20 protein-coding genes are annotated in these 18,856 nt (G+C 71.6%); 11 read left to right on the top strand and 9 right to left on the bottom strand.

The window, feature by feature from the left end:
• Positions 1-12: 12 nt before the first annotated feature.
• The gene (locus U8525_RS08040) at positions 13-807 is read right to left on the bottom strand and encodes an SDR family NAD(P)-dependent oxidoreductase (protein ID WP_374263340.1); all 795 of its coding nucleotides are present in this window, start codon (positions 805-807) and stop codon (positions 13-15) included.
• 110 nt (positions 808-917) lie between these two features.
• On the opposite strand from U8525_RS08040, the gene U8525_RS08035 reads away from it, so the two are divergent.
• The 4 genes from U8525_RS08035 to U8525_RS08020 all read left to right on the top strand — a co-directional run bounded on the left by U8525_RS08035 (position 918) and on the right by U8525_RS08020 (position 4,228).
• Positions 918-1,856 carry a LysR family transcriptional regulator gene (locus tag U8525_RS08035; protein WP_374263337.1) on the top strand — a complete coding sequence of 313 codons (939 nt, stop codon included), beginning with the start codon at positions 918-920 and terminating at the stop codon, positions 1,854-1,856.
• 112 nt (positions 1,857-1,968) lie between these two features.
• Positions 1,969-3,189 (top strand): FAD-dependent monooxygenase, encoded by a 1,221-nt coding sequence (locus tag U8525_RS08030; RefSeq protein ID WP_374263334.1) that lies wholly within the window; start codon positions 1,969-1,971, stop codon positions 3,187-3,189.
• Positions 3,190-3,245: 56 nt separating this feature from the next.
• Entirely contained in the window at positions 3,246-3,938 is a 693-nt protein-coding gene (locus U8525_RS08025) for a lysoplasmalogenase (protein WP_374263331.1), read from the top strand.
• 14 nt (positions 3,939-3,952) lie between these two features.
• Positions 3,953-4,228: a hypothetical protein gene (locus tag U8525_RS08020; protein WP_374263328.1), complete on the top strand. Its 276-nt coding sequence runs from the start codon at positions 3,953-3,955 to the stop codon at positions 4,226-4,228.
• A 64-nt stretch (positions 4,229-4,292) separates the two neighbouring features.
• Here U8525_RS08020 and U8525_RS08015 read toward each other — a convergent pair whose 3' ends face one another.
• From U8525_RS08015 to U8525_RS08005, 3 genes are read right to left on the bottom strand one after another with little or no spacing between them, the layout of a single operon-like run.
• Positions 4,293-4,820: a hypothetical protein gene (locus U8525_RS08015; RefSeq protein ID WP_374263325.1), complete on the bottom strand. Its 528-nt coding sequence runs from the start codon at positions 4,818-4,820 to the stop codon at positions 4,293-4,295.
• A gap of 49 nt (positions 4,821-4,869) precedes the next feature.
• The gene (locus tag U8525_RS08010; protein WP_374263322.1) at positions 4,870-5,859 is read right to left on the bottom strand and encodes a HEAT repeat domain-containing protein; all 990 of its coding nucleotides are present in this window, start codon (positions 5,857-5,859) and stop codon (positions 4,870-4,872) included.
• An 11-nt stretch (positions 5,860-5,870) separates the two neighbouring features.
• A complete protein-coding gene (locus U8525_RS08005; protein ID WP_374263319.1) occupies positions 5,871-6,869 on the bottom strand; it encodes a hypothetical protein in 999 nt (332 codons plus the stop codon).
• A gap of 586 nt (positions 6,870-7,455) precedes the next feature.
• On the opposite strand from U8525_RS08005, the gene U8525_RS08000 reads away from it, so the two are divergent.
• The 5 genes from U8525_RS08000 (at position 7,456) to U8525_RS07980 (ending at position 13,083) form a co-directional block, all read left to right on the top strand.
• On the top strand, positions 7,456-7,668 hold the full coding sequence (locus tag U8525_RS08000; RefSeq protein WP_374263316.1) for a hypothetical protein: 213 nt from the start codon (positions 7,456-7,458) through the stop codon (positions 7,666-7,668).
• Between the two features lie 451 nt (positions 7,669-8,119).
• Positions 8,120-10,549, top strand: a complete 2,430-nt coding sequence (locus tag U8525_RS07995) for an alpha-amylase family glycosyl hydrolase (RefSeq protein WP_374263313.1) — start codon at positions 8,120-8,122, stop codon at positions 10,547-10,549.
• A gap of 130 nt (positions 10,550-10,679) precedes the next feature.
• Positions 10,680-11,888 carry an alpha/beta hydrolase family protein gene (locus U8525_RS07990; RefSeq protein WP_374263310.1) on the top strand — a complete coding sequence of 403 codons (1,209 nt, stop codon included), beginning with the start codon at positions 10,680-10,682 and terminating at the stop codon, positions 11,886-11,888.
• 23 nt (positions 11,889-11,911) lie between these two features.
• A complete protein-coding gene (locus U8525_RS07985; protein ID WP_374263307.1) occupies positions 11,912-12,568 on the top strand; it encodes a pentapeptide repeat-containing protein in 657 nt (218 codons plus the stop codon).
• Positions 12,565-13,083, top strand: coding sequence for a hypothetical protein (locus tag U8525_RS07980; protein ID WP_374263304.1), 519 nt, complete (start codon positions 12,565-12,567; stop codon positions 13,081-13,083). The genes U8525_RS07985 and U8525_RS07980 overlap by 4 nt, the downstream gene beginning before the upstream one ends.
• On the opposite strand, the gene modC is transcribed toward U8525_RS07980, so the two are convergent.
• From modC to modA, 3 genes are all read right to left on the bottom strand, one after another.
• On the bottom strand, positions 13,080-14,150 hold the full coding sequence (gene modC, locus U8525_RS07975) for a molybdenum ABC transporter ATP-binding protein (protein ID WP_374263707.1): 1,071 nt from the start codon (positions 14,148-14,150) through the stop codon (positions 13,080-13,082). The two genes, U8525_RS07980 and modC, sit on opposite strands and share 4 nt — an antisense overlap.
• Positions 14,150-14,827, bottom strand: coding sequence for a molybdate ABC transporter permease subunit (modB, locus tag U8525_RS07970; protein WP_374263705.1), 678 nt, complete (start codon positions 14,825-14,827; stop codon positions 14,150-14,152). The genes modC and modB overlap by 1 nt, the downstream gene beginning before the upstream one ends.
• Positions 14,828-14,981: 154 nt before the next feature.
• A complete protein-coding gene (gene modA / locus U8525_RS07965; RefSeq protein ID WP_374263301.1) occupies positions 14,982-15,893 on the bottom strand; it encodes a molybdate ABC transporter substrate-binding protein in 912 nt (303 codons plus the stop codon).
• A gap of 141 nt (positions 15,894-16,034) precedes the next feature.
• On the opposite strand from modA, the gene U8525_RS07960 reads away from it, so the two are divergent.
• Positions 16,035-16,475, top strand: coding sequence for a MarR family winged helix-turn-helix transcriptional regulator (locus U8525_RS07960; RefSeq protein WP_374263703.1), 441 nt, complete (start codon positions 16,035-16,037; stop codon positions 16,473-16,475).
• 5 nt (positions 16,476-16,480) lie between these two features.
• Here U8525_RS07960 and U8525_RS07955 read toward each other — a convergent pair whose 3' ends face one another.
• Positions 16,481-17,113: a YdcF family protein gene (locus tag U8525_RS07955; RefSeq protein WP_374263298.1), complete on the bottom strand. Its 633-nt coding sequence runs from the start codon at positions 17,111-17,113 to the stop codon at positions 16,481-16,483.
• 220 nt (positions 17,114-17,333) lie between these two features.
• Between U8525_RS07955 and U8525_RS07950 the strand changes: the two genes are divergently transcribed.
• The gene (locus U8525_RS07950) at positions 17,334-17,897 is read left to right on the top strand and encodes a hypothetical protein (protein WP_374263296.1); all 564 of its coding nucleotides are present in this window, start codon (positions 17,334-17,336) and stop codon (positions 17,895-17,897) included.
• 4 nt (positions 17,898-17,901) lie between these two features.
• On the opposite strand, the gene U8525_RS07945 is transcribed toward U8525_RS07950, so the two are convergent.
• Positions 17,902-18,804, bottom strand: coding sequence for an endonuclease/exonuclease/phosphatase family protein (locus tag U8525_RS07945; RefSeq protein ID WP_374263294.1), 903 nt, complete (start codon positions 18,802-18,804; stop codon positions 17,902-17,904).
• Positions 18,805-18,856 lie beyond the last annotated feature (52 nt).

Here is an 18,856-nt window from a genome sequence, read left to right as displayed (position 1 = left end):
CGCCCGCGGCGCTCAGACGATGGAGTCCACCACGCCCCCATCGACGCGCAGCGCGGCGCCGGTGGTGGCGGAGGCCTGGGGCGACGCGACGTAGACGATCATGTTCGCCACCTCCTCCACGCTGGAGGCGCGGCGGAGGATGGAGCTGGGCCGGTTCGCCCGGATGAAGTCCGCGGCGATGTCCTCGTAGGAGCGGCCCGTCTTCTCGTGCTCCTCGCGGACCATCTGGCGGAAGCCGTCGGACACGGTGGGGCCCGGCAGCACGGAGTTGACCGTGACGCCGGTGCCCGCCATGCGCTTGGCCAGCCCGCGCGCGACGGCCAGCTGCGCCGTCTTGGTGACGCCGTAGTGGATCATCTCCGTGGGGATGTTCAGCGCGGACTCGGAGGAGACGAACACCACGCGGCCCCAGCCCTGCTTCTGCATCCCCGGCAGGTACGCGCGCGACAGCCGCACGCCGGACAGGACGTTCGCCTCGAAGAAGCGGCTCCAGTCCGCGTCGGGCACGTCGAAGAAGTCCTTCGGCTGGAAGATGCCCAGGTTGTTGATGAGGATGTCGCAGTGGGGGTGCGCCGCGACGAGCGCCTCGCAGGCCTCCGCCGTGCCCAGGTCTCCCGCGAAGCCCTTCACCGCCGCGCCCGGGGCCGCCTCGCGCACCGCCGCGATGGCCCGGTCCACCGCCTGCTGCGTGCGGCCGTTGACGATGACCGTGGCGCCCGCCGCCGCCAGCCCCTTCGCCGCGGCCAGGCCGATGCCGGCCGTGGAGCCGGTGACGAGGGCAATCCTTCCAGTGAGTTCGATGCGCATGGGGTGTCCCAGGGAGAGAGGAGAGAGGCTCGAGGTCCGTGGGTATGCGGTCCGCGAGCCTCCGAAACAATGGCCACGCCATGCAAACCAGCATTCGATAGCTTCGAACAATGGATCGCTTCGACGAGATGGAGCTGTTCCTGGACATCGCGCGGCGCGGCAGCCTGTCCGCCGTCGCGCGCGCCCGGGGCGTGGCGCCCTCCACGGTGACGCTGGGGCTCCAGCGGCTGGAGGCCCGGCTGGGGGTGCGGCTGCTCGCCCGGTCCACGCGGCGGCTGTCGCTGACGCCCGAGGGCGAGGGCTACCGCGCGGACTGCCAGCGCATCCTGGCCGACCTGGCGGAGAGCGAGGCGAGCGTGGGCGGGCGCGAGGGCCCCCTCACCGGCCTCCTGCGCGTCACCGCCACCAACGACTTCGGCCGCGCGCGGGTGGCCCCGCTGGTGGACGCGTTCCTCCGGCTCCACCCGGGGGTGCGCGTGGAGCTGGTGCTGAGCGACGGGGTGCTGGACCTCATCGAGGAGGGCATCGACGTGGCGCTGCGCTTCGGGCCGCTGGCGGACTCGCGGCTGACGGCGCGGCGCATCGTCTCCGGCCGGCGCGTGGTGTGCGCCTCGCCCGCGTACTGGACCCGCCACCCGCCGCCCCGAAGGCCCGCGGACCTGACGCGCCACAACTGCCTGGTGCTCGCGCGGCCAGGGGCGCCGCAGACGAGCTGGGCGTTCCGCGACGAGGAAGGCCGCGTCTTCCACGTGCGCGTGTCCGGGGACCGCACCGCCAACGACGGCGGCGTGCTGAAGGACTGGGCCCTGGCGGGCGCGGGCGTCATCCTCAAGTCCACCTGGGACGTGGAGGCCCTGCTCGCCTCCGGCCACCTGGTGTCCGCGCTGGACCGCTTCACGCTGCCGGACATCGACCTGCACGCGGTCCACACCGCCGGGCGCGAACCCGGCCGCCGGCTCGCCGCCTTCCTCGCGTTCCTGACTGAACACCTGCCTCCATCCTCCAGCCCTGGCGCTCCGGGCCGGCGCCGCGCGGGCCGGAGCCGCTGAAGCCTCTCATCCCGGCTCTGTCCTGCCAGCAACGACAGACAGCGCTTCCGACCAGCGTTGCTTTCCATGGCGGCCCGGTAGCATCCAGCCATTCGTGCGCTGGGGGGACGTCATGAAGATGGTCTGTGTTGGCGGAGGCCCGGCCGGGCTCTATTTCTCGATCCTGGCGAAGCTGTCCAACCCCAGGCACGACATCACCGTCGTCGAGCGGAACCCCGCCGGCGTGACGTACGGGTGGGGCGTGGTGTTCTGGGATGACCTGCTGGACGACCTCTACCGGAGCGACCCGGTGAGCGCGCGGCGCATCGCGGAGGCCGCGGCGCGCTGGGACACGCAGGAGGTGTACCTGCGGGGCAGACACGCGACGCACATCGGCGGCGATGGCTTCGCGCTGGGGCGCGACCGGCTGCTGGACATCCTCGTCCGGCGGGCGAAGGGGCTGGGGGTGGATGTCCGCTTCGAGCAGGACGGCACGGACCTCTCCGCGTACATGGACGCGGACCTCGTCGTCGCCTGCGACGGCGTCAACAGCCGGCTCCGCCAGCGCCACGCGCAGCGCTTCCAGACGCACGTGGAGGAGGGGCGCAACAAGTACCTCTGGCTGGGCACCAACAAGGTGTTCGACGCCTTCACCTTCGCCTTCGAGGAGACGCCCGCCGGGTGGATCTGGTTCCACGGCTACCGCTTCAACGACGAGACCAGCACCTGCATCGTGGAGTGCCAGGAGGCGACGTGGAGGCGCCTGGGCTTCGACACGCTGGGGCCGGACGAGACGCTCCGGAGGCTGGAGGGCATCTTCCACAGCCGGCTCCAGGGCAAGTCGCTGTTCAACCCGTTGAAGGGCATGGGCCGGGCGCCCTGGCTCAACTTCAAGCGCATCACCAACGCGCGCTGGTACCACGACAACGTCGTGCTCATGGGCGACGCCGCGCACACCACGCACTTCTCCATCGGCTCCGGGACGAAGCTGGCCATCCAGGACGCCATCGCGCTGGCGCGGCAGCTGCGGGCCCAGCCGGACAACCTGCCCGCCGCGCTGGAGGCCTACGACAAGGAGCGGCGCGCGTCCCTGCTGTCCATCCAGCTGGCCGCGCGCTGCAGCGCCGAGTGGTTCGAGAACGTCCCCGACCACGTGAACCGGGACGCGACGGCCCTCGCCCATGCCCTGCTGAGCCGCCGGGGCGGCTCCGTGTGGAGCTACCTGCTGCTCATGGCCAGCCAGCAGCCGTCGCTGCGGGGCGTGCTGCGCAGGCTCCACGCCTCCAGGCGCTGGGTCCGCGCGCGCCGCCGGGGACGCGGCGCGGTGGCCCTCCGCGCGCCGCCCCCGGCCTGAGCCTCCCCCCCACGTCGTTGATGCAAAGCACCGCGGCCCTCGTAAGGTGCCGCTCCATGCGCGACGCATGGACAGGCGGGACGAAGCTCCTGGCGGCGGTGGGGCTGGCCGGCGTGGTGGGCTTCCTCCTCGCCATCGACGTGGGGCCCCGGGAGGTGCGGCTCGTCACCAAGGCGCTGCCCATGGCGTGCCTGCTCGGGTGGCTGTGGCCCGCGCGGGGGCGCTACGCACGGTTCATCCTCGCGGGGCTGGCGCTGTCCCTGCTCGGGGACGTGCTGCTGGAGGTGAGCCCGGCGCTGTTCCTGCCGGGCCTGGGCGCCTTCCTGCTCGCGCACGTGAGCTACACCGGCGCGTTCCTCTGCGTGACGCGGCGCCTGGCCCTGCTCCGCGCGCTGCCCTTCCTGCTGCTGGCGGTGGGCGCCACCGTGGCGCTGTGGCCCGGCCTGGGCGGGATGGCGCCGCCGGTGACGGCCTATGTCGCCGTCATCTCCTCCATGGGCTGGCGCGCGACGGCCATGCTGGGCGCCTCGGAGCTCCCGCGGCGCGCGCAATGGCTGGCGTTCCTGGGCGCGCTGCTGTTCTCCGCCAGCGATGGGCTGCTCTCCATCCGGCTCTTCGTCACGCCCCTGCCCGGCCTGGGCTACGCCGTCATGCTGCTGTACTGGACCGCACAGTTCTGCATCGCGGACTCCGCCCGCCCTCCGGACGCCCCGGCCCCGGTGTGTGTATCCTCCAGCCGTCCCACCTGACCCTGGAGGCATCCATGTGGCGTTCCCTGTGCGTCGCGGCGCTCTGTGTTGTCGGTCTCACGGCTTGCGGCGGTAGCACCTCCGCCGACGAAGCCCTCGGCACCCGGGAGCAGGGGCTCGCCTGTGAGTGGGAGACCGGCGCCTGCCCCGGCACCACCGTCTGTGCCTATACCGGCGCTGGCGACGAGGGGCTCTGCCGCCCCGCGTGTATCAACGGCGCGTGCTCCAACGGCGACATCTGCTGCACCCAGCGCAACGGCGCGCCGTACTGCAACAGCTTCTGCTTCTGATGGCCCGGCCCCACCGGAGCCGGAGCGTCCCCACGACGCTCCGCCCCCGGCGGGCACCGCGTGACTACTCCAGCACGCCGATGGTCTCCGCGCGGTCCACGGCCTCACCCTTGGTGGTGTAGCCGGAGTACCAGCCGGTCAGGTTGCTGCCCGACTTGTCATACTGCGCATGCACGTGCGGGCCCGTGGCGTTGCCCGTGCCACCCTCGTTGCCCACCTGGCAGCGGTTGCACGTGCGGTCATGCGAATCCGACGTCTTGATGAAGTGCCACAGGCGGAACGTCTTGCCATTGGCGAACGCGTGCTTCGCCTCGTTCTGCGTGCCGCTGCCCGTGCCGTTGCAGTGGACGCCCGACGTGCGGATGGTCACGTTCCAGGACAGGGACGCCACCACGCCCGTCTCCACGCCCCAGTAGTTGCAACGGCCGCTGGAGATGTCCAGCGCGCCGTGGAACGTGCCGCTGGAGTAGTACGTCGTCGCCGTCACCGTGCCCGGAAAGGGCGACTTCACCGTGTACGAGTACGCAGCCGCGACCGAGGGAACCGCGAGGGCCAGGATGGCCGCGAAGGCCTTCTTCTTCATGTAACGCATCGGGGGTGTTCCTTTCGGGCCGGCGGGACCGGCCCCATGGGGGTGCCGCTCAACGGACCTGTTGCAGCCGCTGCTTCTCTCTCAGGAGCAGGTCCCACTCCTGAACGCCTGATTCCAGGACGCGGATCCACGCGTCGATCTCCGGTGCCATCCCAGGGTCCACGCTCCGCAGCTTGCGCAGCTCCGGCACGGCGTCCGCGAAGCCCAGCTCCGCGATGCCCTGCACCAGCGCCTTGCGCACCCCGGCGTCCCGCTCCCCCCGGTACATGCCCACCAGGGCCTCGCGCGCGGGCCCCATCTGCGCCGCCGGCACCCCACCCATCGCGAGCGCCGCCGCGCGCCGCACGTCCGCGCTCTCGTGGCCCAGCATCCCGAGCAGCTTCTGCCCCGCCTCCGGCCCCAGCCTGCGCGTGTCCAGGGACTCCAGGAGCTTCGCCGTCACCTTCGGATCCGCGGACGCCACCGCCGCGTTCACCGCCATGTCCGTCGCCGGGCCGTGGTAGCCGGAATAGACGTACTGGTTGTCCTCGATGAGGTTCGTCGCCGCCTCCATGCGGACCTCCGGCGAGCCGTCCCGCATGAGCCGCTCGTACATGTCCCCCGTCTTCTCCAGCGCGCCCGTGCGGCGCATGGCGCGGACGGTGGCGGCGCGGACGGCCGGGTCCCGGTCCTCCAGCGCGCGGCGGGCCACGGCCTGGATGGCGTCCTTCTCCGCCTCACGCTCGCTGCGCGCCACCAGCGCCGAGGCCAGTTGCTCCACCATCGCCGGGTCCGTCTCCCGGTCGAACGCCGCGTGCAGCTCGCCGGAGGGCAGCGACACGGCGGCCTCGCGCAGCACGGCGTTGAGATAGTCGCGGTAGGCCTTGGACCGGGAGCGCAGCCCCTCGCGGAGCTGATCCATCAACCCCTGGACCGAGCAGCGCTCTCCCCGCAGCGCGGGCGCCGCGGCGGTGGGCGTGGACTGGGCCAGGACCGCCGGGGACGCGAGCATCAGCGCCAGCCCCCCGAACGCGCGAAGGCCATGAAGGAAGCGGGGCATGCGGAGGGCTCCTACTGGTGACGGTCCATGCAGCCGAAGGGGTTCTGGTCCGGCAGCTCGTTCCAGACGCGGATGAAGTCGACGTTGCCCTGGGCGTAGAGGGTCTCGAAGGTGCCGTAGAGCGGCTGGAAGCGCGGATCCACCGTCGCCATGTTCGCCATCACGGGCAGGGCCTCCCGGCCGGCGACGCGCGCGGAGAAGCGGAACAGCGCCCAGCGCACGCACACGGACTGCTCGCGCTGGAAGGAGTCCGCGAATAGCTTCAGCACGCGCTCCTTGTCGGAGGACATGGCCAGCGCCTGCGCCGCCGCGTCGCGGCCGTCCTCGTTGCCCTCGCTCTGGAGGATGCGCGCGAAGCGGTCCGTGGCCTTCTCATCCAGCACGGGCGAGTTGTGCAGCGGCGCCGTCTGCGCCAGGTGGCGGATCTGCTCGTCCGGCGCGTCCGTGGCGATGGTGATGAGCCGGTCGAGGTAGGGCGACGCATCGCCCTGGTTCTCCGACTCGCGCGTCATCACGCGGCCCAGCGTGCGCGTGGCCGCCCAGCCCGCCTCGGTGGACGCCGGGTCGCGCGCGAAGTCCGCCATCCGGTCCATCGCGTCCGGCGTCAGGTGCTTCTGCGTGTCGAGCGCGGAGAGCAGGCCCGCGCGCCGCTCGATGGGCAGCTTCGGGTCCAGCCCCGCCTCCAGCAGCCGCGCGGCGACCTGCGGCTTCTGCACCGCGTCCGCCTCCCGCAGGCCCGACAGCAGCACCTTGAACTCCGCGCCCTGCGCGTCCCGGGCCCAGTCCACCACCTGCCCCGCCTTCGCCGCGTCGTCGCCGATGAGCTCCGCGAGCTTCGACTTCAGGTAGTCGCGGACGAGCGCATCCTTCGACGCGAGCAGCGGCCCGGCCCAGTCGCGGAACGTCTCCAGCGTCACGCCGTCGTTGAAGCGCGCCAGCTCCGGGAAGCACGTCTGCTCCGAGAAGCGGCGCTCCGCGGCCTCCGCCTCCTCCACGCCGGCCGCCGCCACCTTCCCGCCCCGACCCCCGCCATGCGAGCCCCCGGGCTGTGTGGCTTTGACGGGGGCGGCCATCGCGGACGGAGCCTGTGCGTCATGGCCGCCACGCCCCAGCAGCCCCACGGCCGCAACCACGGCCACCAGCCCCACCCCCGCCAACACCCAGGGGACGGCCCGCCCTCGCGAAGGGCCGGCGGCGGATGTCTGGGGCGGTGTGGAGGGAGCCATGGGAAACACAATAACCATGGATTCCTTGTTTCCATCAAGTCAAAACAGATTGATTGGATTTTTACTGGGACCCGCCTTCTTCGCATCTGAACGCCGCTCCAGATAACGGCCTGCGTCATGAGAACCATCCACTCGCTATGGAACTGGCGGTGGCGGTGACGTGCCTGTGTCACCGCGCGCCAGCGGCTCCCTTCGCATGCGCGCGACTTGATTCCAGACAATCAACCAGGGCCCTGGGCACGCCGCCTGTCAAAAACAGACCAATTCAAGCAATGCTTGACTAGCATGCTTTTTCGGCGCAAATCCATATCAACCGGACACCCTCCTGTCCGGCGGCGTCACCACGCGCCTGTTCTGGAAAGGACCCACCATGAAGAAGCTGCTCCTGGGAATGATGCTGGCTGTGATTCCGCTCGTCGGCTGTGGCGAGGGCGCTGACCCCTCGATGTCGGAGAACGCTCAGGTGATCACGAGGGAGGATGGCACGCAGATGGTCATCGAGCAGCGCTCCGCGGGCGAGGAGGCCCCGATGGAGGAAGCCGCGAACATGTCCATCGAACCGAGCGCGGACGTGAGCGCCTAGGCGGCCTCCTGCTGGGTCGTGCTCCAGTACTGCAAGCCGCAGCCCTACTGTACGTTCACCAACTGCACCGTCGCCCAGGCCATCAAGAACTGCAACGCGCTGATCAAGAAGACCTGCTAGCGCCGCGTGGGGACCTCCCGGATCGCCGGGGGGTCCCGCAGGGCAGGTCGCGCTCACCGCCACCAAGCGCGCGGCGCTGGCTGCGCAGCCGCGGCATGCCGCGAGAGGATGTGAGCCATTGCGTCTCCCGCGACCTACAGGGGTCTTCCATGACCATGACGCGACGGGTCGTGTCTTGCGTCATACGCGCGCGGGCCGAGGGGCACGCGCGGGGGAACGCGCGGTTGACTTCACTGTCGTGGGGGTGGTGAACCGGTGGCCCCGGGCAGTCGCGGGCCCGGTGGGCTTGCAGCGGTCATGAACCCCGATTGCCGCGTCTGGAGCCACAACCATGATGCCCCCTCCCCGTCGTCACCGCCGGAGCCCCTGGCTTGCGCGGTGGCAGCCCCTCGTCGCCGTGGGCTTCGCCTCGGCGCTGGTCTCCTGCGCCTCCCCGGAAACGCCTGACGAAGCGCCCGCGCCCGCCGTGGTGGAGGACACGGCGCAGCGCAAGCAGGGGCTGCTCACCTGGACGCTGGGCGCGAAGTACGACGCCACGCAGTCCAACATCGACTTCAACGTCTACTCCTCCCGCGCCACGCGCATCGAGCTGTGGATCTACAGGACGCCCACGAGCGCGACCCCCGCCGTGACGTATGTGATGACGAAGAACGCGACGACCCAGGTCTGGTCGAAGACGGTCTCCGTCGCCACGCTGAAGAACAGCTACAGCGTCACCGGCACCGTCTATTACGGCTACCGCGCCTGGGGGCCCAACTGGACGTACGTATCCACCTGGAACCCGACGACCAACAGCGCGGTGGGCTTCGTCGCGGATGTGGACTCGGCGGGCAACCGCTTCAACCCGAACAAGCTCCTCTGGGACCCGTACGCGCTGGAGCTGTCCCACGACCCGGTGAACCTGAGCAACGCGGACGCCACGGTGTTCGCGTCCGGCCCGCTGCACCGCTACAAGGACAGCGGCCCGTTGGCGCCCAAGGGCATCGTGCTGGCGCCGGACACCACGGCCACCGGCACCAAGCCCACGCGCGCCTTCAAGGACGACATCGTCTATGAGGTGCACCTGCGCGGCCTGACGAAGCAGGACACCGGCTCCGGGTTGGACTCCGCCTGTCTGGGCACCTACAAGACCGCGGGCCAGAAGGCCGCGCAGTTGGCGGCGCTGGGCGTGACGGCGGTGGAGTTCCTGCCGCTGCACGAGACGGACAACGGCCGCAATGACGCCGTGGCCAGCACCGCGGGCGACAACTACTGGGGTTACATGAACCTCAGCTACTTCGCGCCGGACCGCCGCTACGCGTGCGACCAGACGCCGGGCGGCCCCACGCGCGAGTTCAAGGCCATGGTGAAGGCGTTCCACGACGCCGGCATCAAGGTGCTGGTGGACGTGGTCTACAACCACACCGGCGAGGGGGGCGGTTGGATCAGCGGCGACCCGAGCACGTACAACGTCATGTCGTACCGGGGCCTGGACAACCCCACGTACTACAGCCTGACGAAGGACATGAAGTTCAACTGGGACAACACGGGCGTGGGCGGCAACTTCAACACGTTCAATCCCACGGCCCGGAACGTCATCCTGCATTCGCTGTCGTACTGGAAGGACACGCTGGGCGTGGACGGCTTCCGGTTCGACCTGGCGTCGGTGCTGGGCAACGTCTACGAGCACCAGACGGACACGCACGACGGCTACTCGTACGACCGCGACAACCCGAACACGGCGCTCAATCAAATCACCACGCAGCTGGATCCGCGGCCGGAGGCAGGCGGCGCGGGCACGGACTTCATCGCGGAGCCGTGGGCCATTGGCGGCAACTCCTACCAGGTGGGCAACTTCCCGGCGAAGTGGCGGGAGTGGAACGGCGCGTTCCGCGACGTCTTCCGCAAGGACCAGAACCAGCTCGGCGTGGAGAGCGTGAAGCCGTCGGACCTGGCCACGCGCTTCGCGGGCTCGTCGGACCTGTTCCAGGACGACGGCCGCAAGCCGGCCGCGTCCGTGAACTTCATGGTGGCCCACGACGGCTTCACCCTGAAGGACCTGTACTCGTGCAACAGCAAGAACAACACCCAGCCGTGGCCCTACGGCCCGTCCGACGGTGGCGAGGACAGCAATCACAGCTGGGACCAGGGCGGCAGCGCCATGCTCCAACGGCAGGCGGCGCGCAACGGCGTGGCGTTCCTGATGCTGAGCGCGGGCGTGCCGATGCTCACGGGCGGTGACGAGTTCCTGCGCACGCAGTACTGCAACAACAACGCGTACAACCTGGACTCGGACAAGAACTGGCTGAACTACACGTGGAGCACGGAGCAGTCCCACTTCCGCCTGTTCACCCAGAACCTCATCGCGTTCCGCAAGGCGCACCCGGCGCTGCGCCCGGCGGAGTTCTACAAGACGAACGACAACAACGGGAACGTGATGGAGCAGCACCGCTGGTTCAAGCCGGACGGCTACGTCCCCGACGCGGCGTACTTCAGCGACCCGACCAGGCACGCGCTGGCGTACCGCATCGACGCGTCGGAGTTCTCCGGTGAGACGGTGAGCGCCATCTACGTCGCCTACAACGGCTGGTCCGACGCCGTGAACTTCCTGCTGCCGTGGCCGGGCAATGGCAAGCAGTGGTACCGCGTGACGGACACCTGCTCGTGGGCCGAGGGCGCGAACCAGGTGGTGCCCAACCCGGGCAGCGCGCAGCTGATTGGCGGCGAGGGCACGAGCTACGGCGTGTGCGGCCGCGGCCTGCTGTTGCTGGTGTCCAAGTAGCGTGAGGGCCGTGGAGGGCCCGGCGCGCCGTCGCCGGGTCCTTCGCGGTGGAGTGGGCAGGGAGGCGGACGCTGGCGGGCCTCGATGCCCACGGCGGGCGCCCCCTGGGAAGGAGCGCCATCCTCCCGGGATGGAGCGCCACTTCCAGGATGAGCGGTTCGAGTTCGCCCGTCTGGGGCTGCTGGGCGCCGCGTACCGGGGACTCTCCGACGTGGGAGAGGTGCTCGTCACGGTGGACCGGATTCCGGACGGGGACCGCGAGGCGTGGGTGCGGGAGTTCACCGCCCTGGCCGAGCGGCTGGAGCGCCAGGCCCACGCCAGCGCCGCGGGCGGCCTCCGCGTCAGCGCGCGCTCCGCGTTCCTGAGGGCGAGCACCTACTTCGATGAGGCCTCCGCCTGCGCGCCCGGCACCTCGCGGCCGGAGCGGTTCCGCGCGCTGTGGCTGCGGCACCGGGACTGCTGGGACCGCGCGGCCGCGCTGTTCGACCCGCCGGTGGAGCCTGTCCTCATCCCCTACGAGGGTACGTCGCTGGAGGGGTACCTCTTCCGGCCACCAGGGGGTGGCGGCACGCGCAGGCCCACGCTCATCCTGAACAACGGCAGCGACGGGCCGGTGACGTCGATGTGGAAGGACGGCGGCGCGGCGGCGGTGGAGCGCGGCTGGAACGCGCTGACCTTCGACGGACCGGGCCAGGGCGCGGCGCTGCACCGGCAGGGGCTGCCCTTCCGCGCGGACTGGGAGCGCGTGGTGACGCCGGTGGTGGACTGGCTGCTCACCCGCGCGGACGTGGATCCGCGGCGCATCGCGCTGCAAGGCATCAGCCAGGCGGGCTATTGGGTGCCTCGCGCGGTGGCGTTCGAGCACCGGGTGGCGGCGGCGGTCGCGGACCCCGGCGTGATGCGGGTGGGGGACTCGTGGCGCGAGCACCTGCCCCCGGAGCTGCGCCAGCTGCTGGATGCCGGTGAGAAGGAGACCTTCGACGCGTCCATGGCGGAGGGACTGAAGCACGCGCCCGCCGCGCGGGCGGAGCTCCAGTGGCGCATGGCGCCCTACGGGACGCGCTCCCCCTTCGACGCGTACAGGGCGGCGGAGGCGATGCACCTGGACGCGGAGACGCTCGCGCGCATCGACTGTCCCGTGCTCATCACCTCCCCGGACCATGAGCAGTTCTGGCCGGGCCAGTCCGAGGAGCTGCACGCCGCGCTGAAGGACTCCACGCTGCTGCGCTTCACGGAGTCCGAGGGCGCGAGCTGGCACTGCGAGCCCGCGGCGGCGGCGCTGCGGGACGAGCGCGTCTTCGACTGGCTGGAGCGGACGCTGCACACCGCGCGCGCGTGACGGCGGGCCGGTATAACGCCGGCATGGCCCAGGACGACAGCGCGGTGGAGCGGCTCCAGCAGGAGGACTCGTTCGAGAACGAGACGTTCGAGGGGTTGAACCTCCAGGGCCTCGACCTGCGCGACAAGGAGTTCTACCGGTGCACGTTCCTGAACTGCGAGCTGCAGGAGGGCCGGTGGAGGGACACGCTGCTGGAGGTGTGCGTGTTCCAGGGCTGCAACCTGACGCGCGCGAACTTCAACGCCATCCGGCTGCGGGGCGTGCGCTTCGAGGGCTCGAAGCTGATGGGCATCGACTGGACGGGCGTGGCGCCGAACCCGGAGGTGAGCTTCGAGGAGTGCGGCATGCCCTACAGCTCGTTCGTGGGGCTGAGCCTGCGCCAGACGTCCTTCGTGCGCTGCGTGGCGCGCGAGGCGAACTTCTTCGACATGGACCTGACGGACGCGGACTTCACCGGCGCGGACCTCACCGGCAGCAACTTCCGGGGCTGCACGCTCACCCGGGCGGACTTCTCCGGCGCCACGGGCCTGGTGCTCATCCCCGCGCAGAACCGGCTGAAGGACACGCGCATCCCGCAGGACACGGCGATGTCCGTGGTCCATGAGCTGGGGATGCTCGTGGAGGGCTACCACGCGAAGCCGGGGCGCGGCGGCGCGAAGAAGCCGGGAGCGAAGCGGTGAGGGAGGGCACGCCGTTCGACCCGGTCGCCGTCGCGCGAATCGGCGTGATGGTGGAGATGGGGCTCATCGGGCTCGAACAGCTCATCGCCTGGGCGGATGCGTGGGTGATGAAGCTGGATGACTCACCGCGCTGGCTGCTGGAGCTGTGCACGGCGCCGGATACCCCCACGGCGCTGGGGCTGCTCCGCGGCATTCCGAGGCTTCCATCGCCAGCCACGCCCGAGGAGAGACGCGCCGCGGACGCGGACCACCTGGCGAGCCTGTTCCTCCGCTACCGCCACGGGGCGCTTTCCTGGGGAGCGTTCCTCCTTCAGGGAGGCCAGCTCCTGGATCGCTCGGACGACCTCGGGCGATGCGAGGCGTTCTTCATGCAGCGAGACCTCCTGGAGCGCATGGGGTTTCCGGAGGCCCTGGTGCGGGCCCAGCGCGAGGACATCGAGCGCAGCCTCGAAGGCGCGCTGGAGCGGATGGAGTCCGCCCACCGCCAGTTCGAAGCGGAAGCGCGCGGGAGCTAGGAGGCCCGTCCCGTCAGGCGGCGGCACGCGGAGGACTTCACCGCGAGGAACACGCGCAGCCCCGGAGCGATGCCCAGCTCGCGCACGGCGGAATGCGTGAGGCGGACCACCCAGCGCACGCCCGCCACGTCCACGTGGGTCGCGCACTCCCCTGCCCCCGCCTCCTCCAGCTTCGTCACCGTGCCTTCGAGCACGTTGCGCGCGGAGACGCCGGTGAGGGGCCCGGTGGACAGGAGGATGTCCTCGGCGGGCACGGCGTAGGCGGCGCGGGTGCCCCGGGGCAGCTCCGGCACCTCCGGCACCCAGAGCGACAGGCCCTCCGTGACACGCAGCCGCGTGCCGCCGGACTCAGGGTGCTCCAGCGTGCCTTCGAGGATGTTCTCCTCGGGCTCGCCCGTGAGCAGGCCTCGCGCCACCGTGCCCAGCACCGTGTCCGCGGGCCCCACGGCCCGCACGGCGCCGCCGTCCAGGAGCAGGGCCTCGCGAGCCAGGGCCCGTGCCTCTCCGAGCTGGTGGGTGACGTAGAGCAGGGGCACCCGGGCCTCGTCGCGCACGCGCAAGAGGTACGGCAGCACGCGCTCCTTCAACGCGACGTCGAGCGCGGCCAGGGGCTCGTCGAGGAGCAGCAGCGCGGGGTCCGTGGCGAGCGCCCGCGCCAGCGCGACCCGCTGCTTCTCGCCGCCGGACAGCGTCACCGGGTAGCGGTGCAGCAGCGGCTCCAGCTCCAGCAGGTGCACGGCTTCATCCACGCGCGACGGCCGCCCGGTTCGCACCCCGAAGCGCACGTTCTGTCCGGCGGTGAGGTGCGGGAAGAGCAACGCGTCCTGGGGCACGTAGCCCATCCGACGCGCCTCGGGCGGCACGTCGACGCGCGCGGCCGTGTCGAGGAGCACGCGGCCATCGACCACGACACGCCCCGTCGCGCCCCGCCGCAGGCCCGCGAGCACCTCCAGCAGCGACGTCTTCCCGGAGCCCGAGCGCCCCAGCACCGCCACCGACGCGGACGTGAAGCGCGCATCGACCGCCAGCGTGAAGCGCGCCAGGGGCAGCCGCAGGGACAGCTCCATCACGCCAGCCCCCGGGCTCCGCGACGCCGCGTCACCACTTCCGTCACGTACATGGCCCCGAAGGCGAGCACCACGGAGACACCCGCGAGCCTCAGCGCCTCCGCGTCGTGCCCCACCTGCGTGCGCTGGAAGATGGCCAGGGACAGCGTCTGCGTGCTCCCGGGGATGTTGCCGGCCACCAGCACCGTCGCGCCGAACTCGCCCAGCGCCCGTGAGAACGCGAGCAGCGCGCCCGTGAGCACTCCGCGCCACGCCAGGGGCAGCGTCACCCGGAAGAAGGCCCGCGTGCGCGAGTCCCCCAGCGTGCGCGCCACCGCCACCAGCCGGGGATCCACCTCCTCGAAGCCCGCGCGCGCGGAGCGCACCAGCAGCGGGAACGCCATCACCGCGCTGGCCAGCACCACCGCCTTCGGCGTGAACACCACCTCCACGCCCAGCGCATCCAGCAGCCGTCCCAGCACCGCGTCCCGCGCCAGCAGCTCCAGCAGCACCAGGCCCACCGCCGTCGGAGGCAGCACCAGCGGCAGCGCCAGCACCGTCTCCATCACGCCGCGCCCCGGCCCCCTCCAGCGCGAGAGCGCGTAAGCCGCAGCCACGCCCGGCACGAGGATGAGCGCCGTGGACAGGGCCGCCACCGCCACCGTGAACAGCACCAGCCCTGTCAGCCCTTCGTCCATCACGGAGAAGGATGCTCCTGGGCTGAAGCCACGCGATGCGCCACCCCGTCCGGCTTCAGGCATCGCGGCGAGCCGCCGGCGCGCGGGGCCGCCATCATGGGTCGGCCTCCCGCGTCCGCACTCCGCCCTGCGTTACCCACGCCAGCCAGTGGCGTCACGGCGCTTCCTTCCGCGACCCCGCACCGGACTTCGGCGCGGGTACGGCCCGCGGCGCCCCCGCATCCAACGTCGCCGCGCCGCCGGAAGCGCCCTTCACGCCCGCGTCCCATGTCGCCGCGCCGCCGGAAGCGCCCTTCACGCCCGCGTCCGGCGCCGCCTTCGCCGCGCTCGCGTCCAGGAAGCCCAGCCGGCGGAACTCCTTCCGCGCGGCCTCCGTCTGGAGGAAGCGCACGAGCGCGAGCCCTCCCGCCGGCGACTTACCCTGCGTCAGCGCCGCCGCCGGATACACGATGCGCGGCGCGTCCCCCTCCGGCACCGTGAACGCCACCCGCACCTTCCTGGAGCCCGCCGCGTCCGTCGCGTACACCACGCCCGCGTCCGCCCTCCCCGCCTCCACCGCCGCCAGCGCGGCCCGCACGTCCACCGCCGGCACCACGCGCGGCGCCACGTCCGCCCACACGCCCGCCTGCGTCAGCCAGGCCTTCGCGTACACACCCGCCGGCACCGCTGCCGGCTCCGCCAGCACCACCCGCTTGAGCCCCTTCAGGTCCGCCGGCCCCGCGACCTCCAGCGCCGACCCCGCCGGCACCACCACCACCAGCCGGTTGGACAGCAGGTCCACCCGCGAGCCCGCCTGCACGAGCCCTGCCCGGTCGACCGAGTCCATCTTCGCCTCGTCCGCGGAGAGGAACGCGTCCGCCGGAGCCCCCGCCACCACCTGACGCGCCAGGTCACTCGACGCCCCGAAGGCGAAGCGCACCCGGTGCCCCGACGCCTGCTGGAACGCCGGCGCCAGCGCCTGGAGCGCATCCGTCGTGCTCGCCGCCGCGAACACCAGCACCTCCTCCGCCCGCGCCGACGACACCGCCACCCACGCCAGCAACAAACCCCACCACGCGTGTCGCATCACCCGCTCCTCCCCCCCGGTCCCGCCGGAGGTCCTGACGGAGCCTACAAGTTGACCGGCCCGCACCCCGCCGCTAATGAATACTCTGTGTCACGGAATATCCATAAAGAGGATGAAGCGCTCGCGAAGGACGTCGACCGGATGCAGGAGTTGATGTTCTCACTGGGCCGTCGCCGCTCCCTCCGTGACCCCATCGCCAGCACCTGCGAGCAGTTCCAGTTCACGCCGCCCCAGGTGCACGCCCTGCTGTGGCTGGGCCTGGACGGCTCGCTCACCATGGGCGAGCTGGCCCGGCGACTGGGCGTCACCGAGAAGACCGTCACCGGCGTCATGGACCGCCTGGAGCGCGAAGGCCACATCGTCCGGGAGCGCGGCGAGACCGACCGGCGCGTCGTGCGCTGCCGCCTCACCGACAAGGGCAAGCAGACCTTCGGGAAGCTCGACCGCTCCATGCACCGCTCGATGGGCGTGGTGATGGGCATGCTCGACCCGGAGGACCGCCAGGCCCTCTTCCGCGTCCTGGAGAAGGTCCTGCTCAGGCTGGACACGGCCACGCCGGACGCCCCCACCTCCGGGACCTGAAGCCCTCAGCGTCCGCCCGGCACCCGCGCCCACCACAGGCGCGGGCGCAGGAGCAGCGCGAACGCCTCGCGCACCGTCCAGTAGGCCCGCTCCTCCGCGCGCATCCTCCCCGCGATGGGCGCCGGGCTCGTGGCCACCTCCCACCCCTCGCGCCGGAAGCACTGCCGCGCGCGCAGCAGGTGATACGGGTCCGAGACCACCACCACCCGGCGCGCTCCCCGCTCGCGCAGCACGCGGGCGCAAGAGCGCGCGTTGTCCTCCGTGGAGTGGCTGTCCTCCTCCAGCACGCACGCGGACGCGGGCACGCCCGCCGCCACCGCCAGCTCGCGCATCACGCGCGCCTCGGACGGCGGATGGGCGCCCACGCCCCCGGACAACAGCAGCCACGGCGCCACGCCCCGGTGATACAGCTCCGCCGCCTGCTCCACGCGCGCCCTCAGCGCGCCGGACGGCGCACCGCCCGGCAGCACCCGCGCGCCCAGCACCACCAGCACCTCCGCGTCCGTCACCCGGTCGCGCCGGCCGAAGCGGTCCACCCACCAGGCCAGCCCGAACACACCGCCCGTGAGTGCGCCCACGCACAGGAGCAGCGCCCGGCGCGCGCGTCCGGGTCTGGGAAGGAGGGCAAGGGGCCGCACCCCCGGGAACCTAGTCCTGCATCGGACATCCCGCCGCCCGGCATGCACCTCGGGGGAGGCACTGTGTCCGCGATAACAGGTTTCATCCTGTTCAGCGGAAGGCCCCCCGGCGAATTGCCACGATGCGTATCGCCCTGGGAGGGTGTCTCAAGACACAATGCGAAGGATGATCCGGCTGGGGTCCGCGACGAACACGGAGCAGCCGGTGGAGGGCTTACGGATGGATGTCAAAGGCGTCGCATTCCTGGCACGGCAGACCATGGCGGTGCAGGCCTTCGGCGAGCCGGCGTGGAAGGCCTTCCTCGCGGAGCAGGCGAAGCGGGACCCCGTCTTCGGGCAGCTCATCATGCCCGTCTCGCGCATCCCGGCGGAGGCCTTCCTCCGCCTCAACGAGGCCTTCACCCAGCGCTTCTACGGCGGCGACACCAGGGCGTACTGGCAATACGGCATCAAGTCCGCCGAGTACGCGCTGAGCCAGGGCCAGCTCAAGACGATGTTCGGCAAGGACGACTTCCGCCGCTTCGCCCTCTTCACCCCCGGCATCTGGAAGGGCTACTTCACCGAAGGCGAGCTGACCGCGCAGCTCCAGGGCGACACCGTGGAGCTGCGCATCACCGGCGTGCCCCGGCCGCACATCTACTTCGAGCTGGCGGTGATGGGCTTCGCGTCCGGAGGGCTCGCGTACCTGAGCGGCCGCCAGGACATCCACCACGAGGTGGTGAAGGGCTTCAGCCAGGGGGACCTGGAGGTCCTCTACCGCTTCACCCTGCCCACCCCGGCGTGAAGCCTCAGGGCCCCGCCGCCGCCGTGGCCGTGCCCGCGGGCGCGGCGGACGCCGGAGCCACCACGGGGGTGGGCTCCGGCTGGAGCCGCAGGTCCGCCACCACCGGGTAGTGGTCGGACGCGCCCACGCGCAGCACGCGCGTGGACACCGGCGTGAAGGCGCCGCACGCCATCACGTAGTCGATGCGCAGGGACTTCAGGAACAGCGGCATCGGGTAGGTGCCCGTCCCATCGGAGCGGGTGACGCGCGCCACGTCCTGGAGCTGGCGGCGCAGCAGGCGCACCGGGCGCGAGTCCGGGTCGTCGTTCAGGTCCCCCATCAGCAGCCGGGGCCGGGCGTCCTTCGACAGCAGCTGGGCGATGAAGGCGCTCTGGCGCACGCGCGCCGCGCCGTTGAAGGGCCGGCGGATGAGGTGCGTGGCGTAGACGCTCACCTCGCGCCCGTCCACGTCCAGCACGGCGTGCGCCAGCGTGCGCGGCTCCGCGCCCCGGGGCGTGGGCAGCGGGTACTGCGCCAGGGACTCCAGCGGGTAGCGCGACAGGAGCGCGATGCCGTACGCGCCGCCGTACAGCCGCGTGGTGCCGAAGTGCGCGCGGTACTTCAGGCCCGTGAGCGCGGACAGCCGCTCCACCTGGTCCTCGCCGTGCGCGCGCGTGGAGCCCACGTCCACCTCCTGCAGCGCGACGACGTCCGGGCGCTCCTGGAGGATGACGTCCGCCACCTGCTCCAGCCCCCGGAGGCCCGACTGGATGTTGAACGTCATCACCCGCAGGGCGCCCGGCTCACGCTTCGGGGCCACGGCCACGGGCGTGACGCCCGCGGACAGGGTGGGACGCACCGCGGGACCGGAGGCGCAGGCCAGCGTTCCCGCGACGAACAGGGCGGTGAAGAGGGGGCTCGTTCGCATCAAGGGGGCGATGGTAGGCGGCCTGCCCTCGCGCTGTCGTCCCACCCTCCCG

This window comes from Corallococcus sp. RDP092CA, from assembly GCF_041903675.1.
Lineage (GTDB): Bacteria > Myxococcota > Myxococcia > Myxococcales > Myxococcaceae > Corallococcus.
This window is presented reverse-complemented; position numbering and strand designations above follow the sequence as displayed.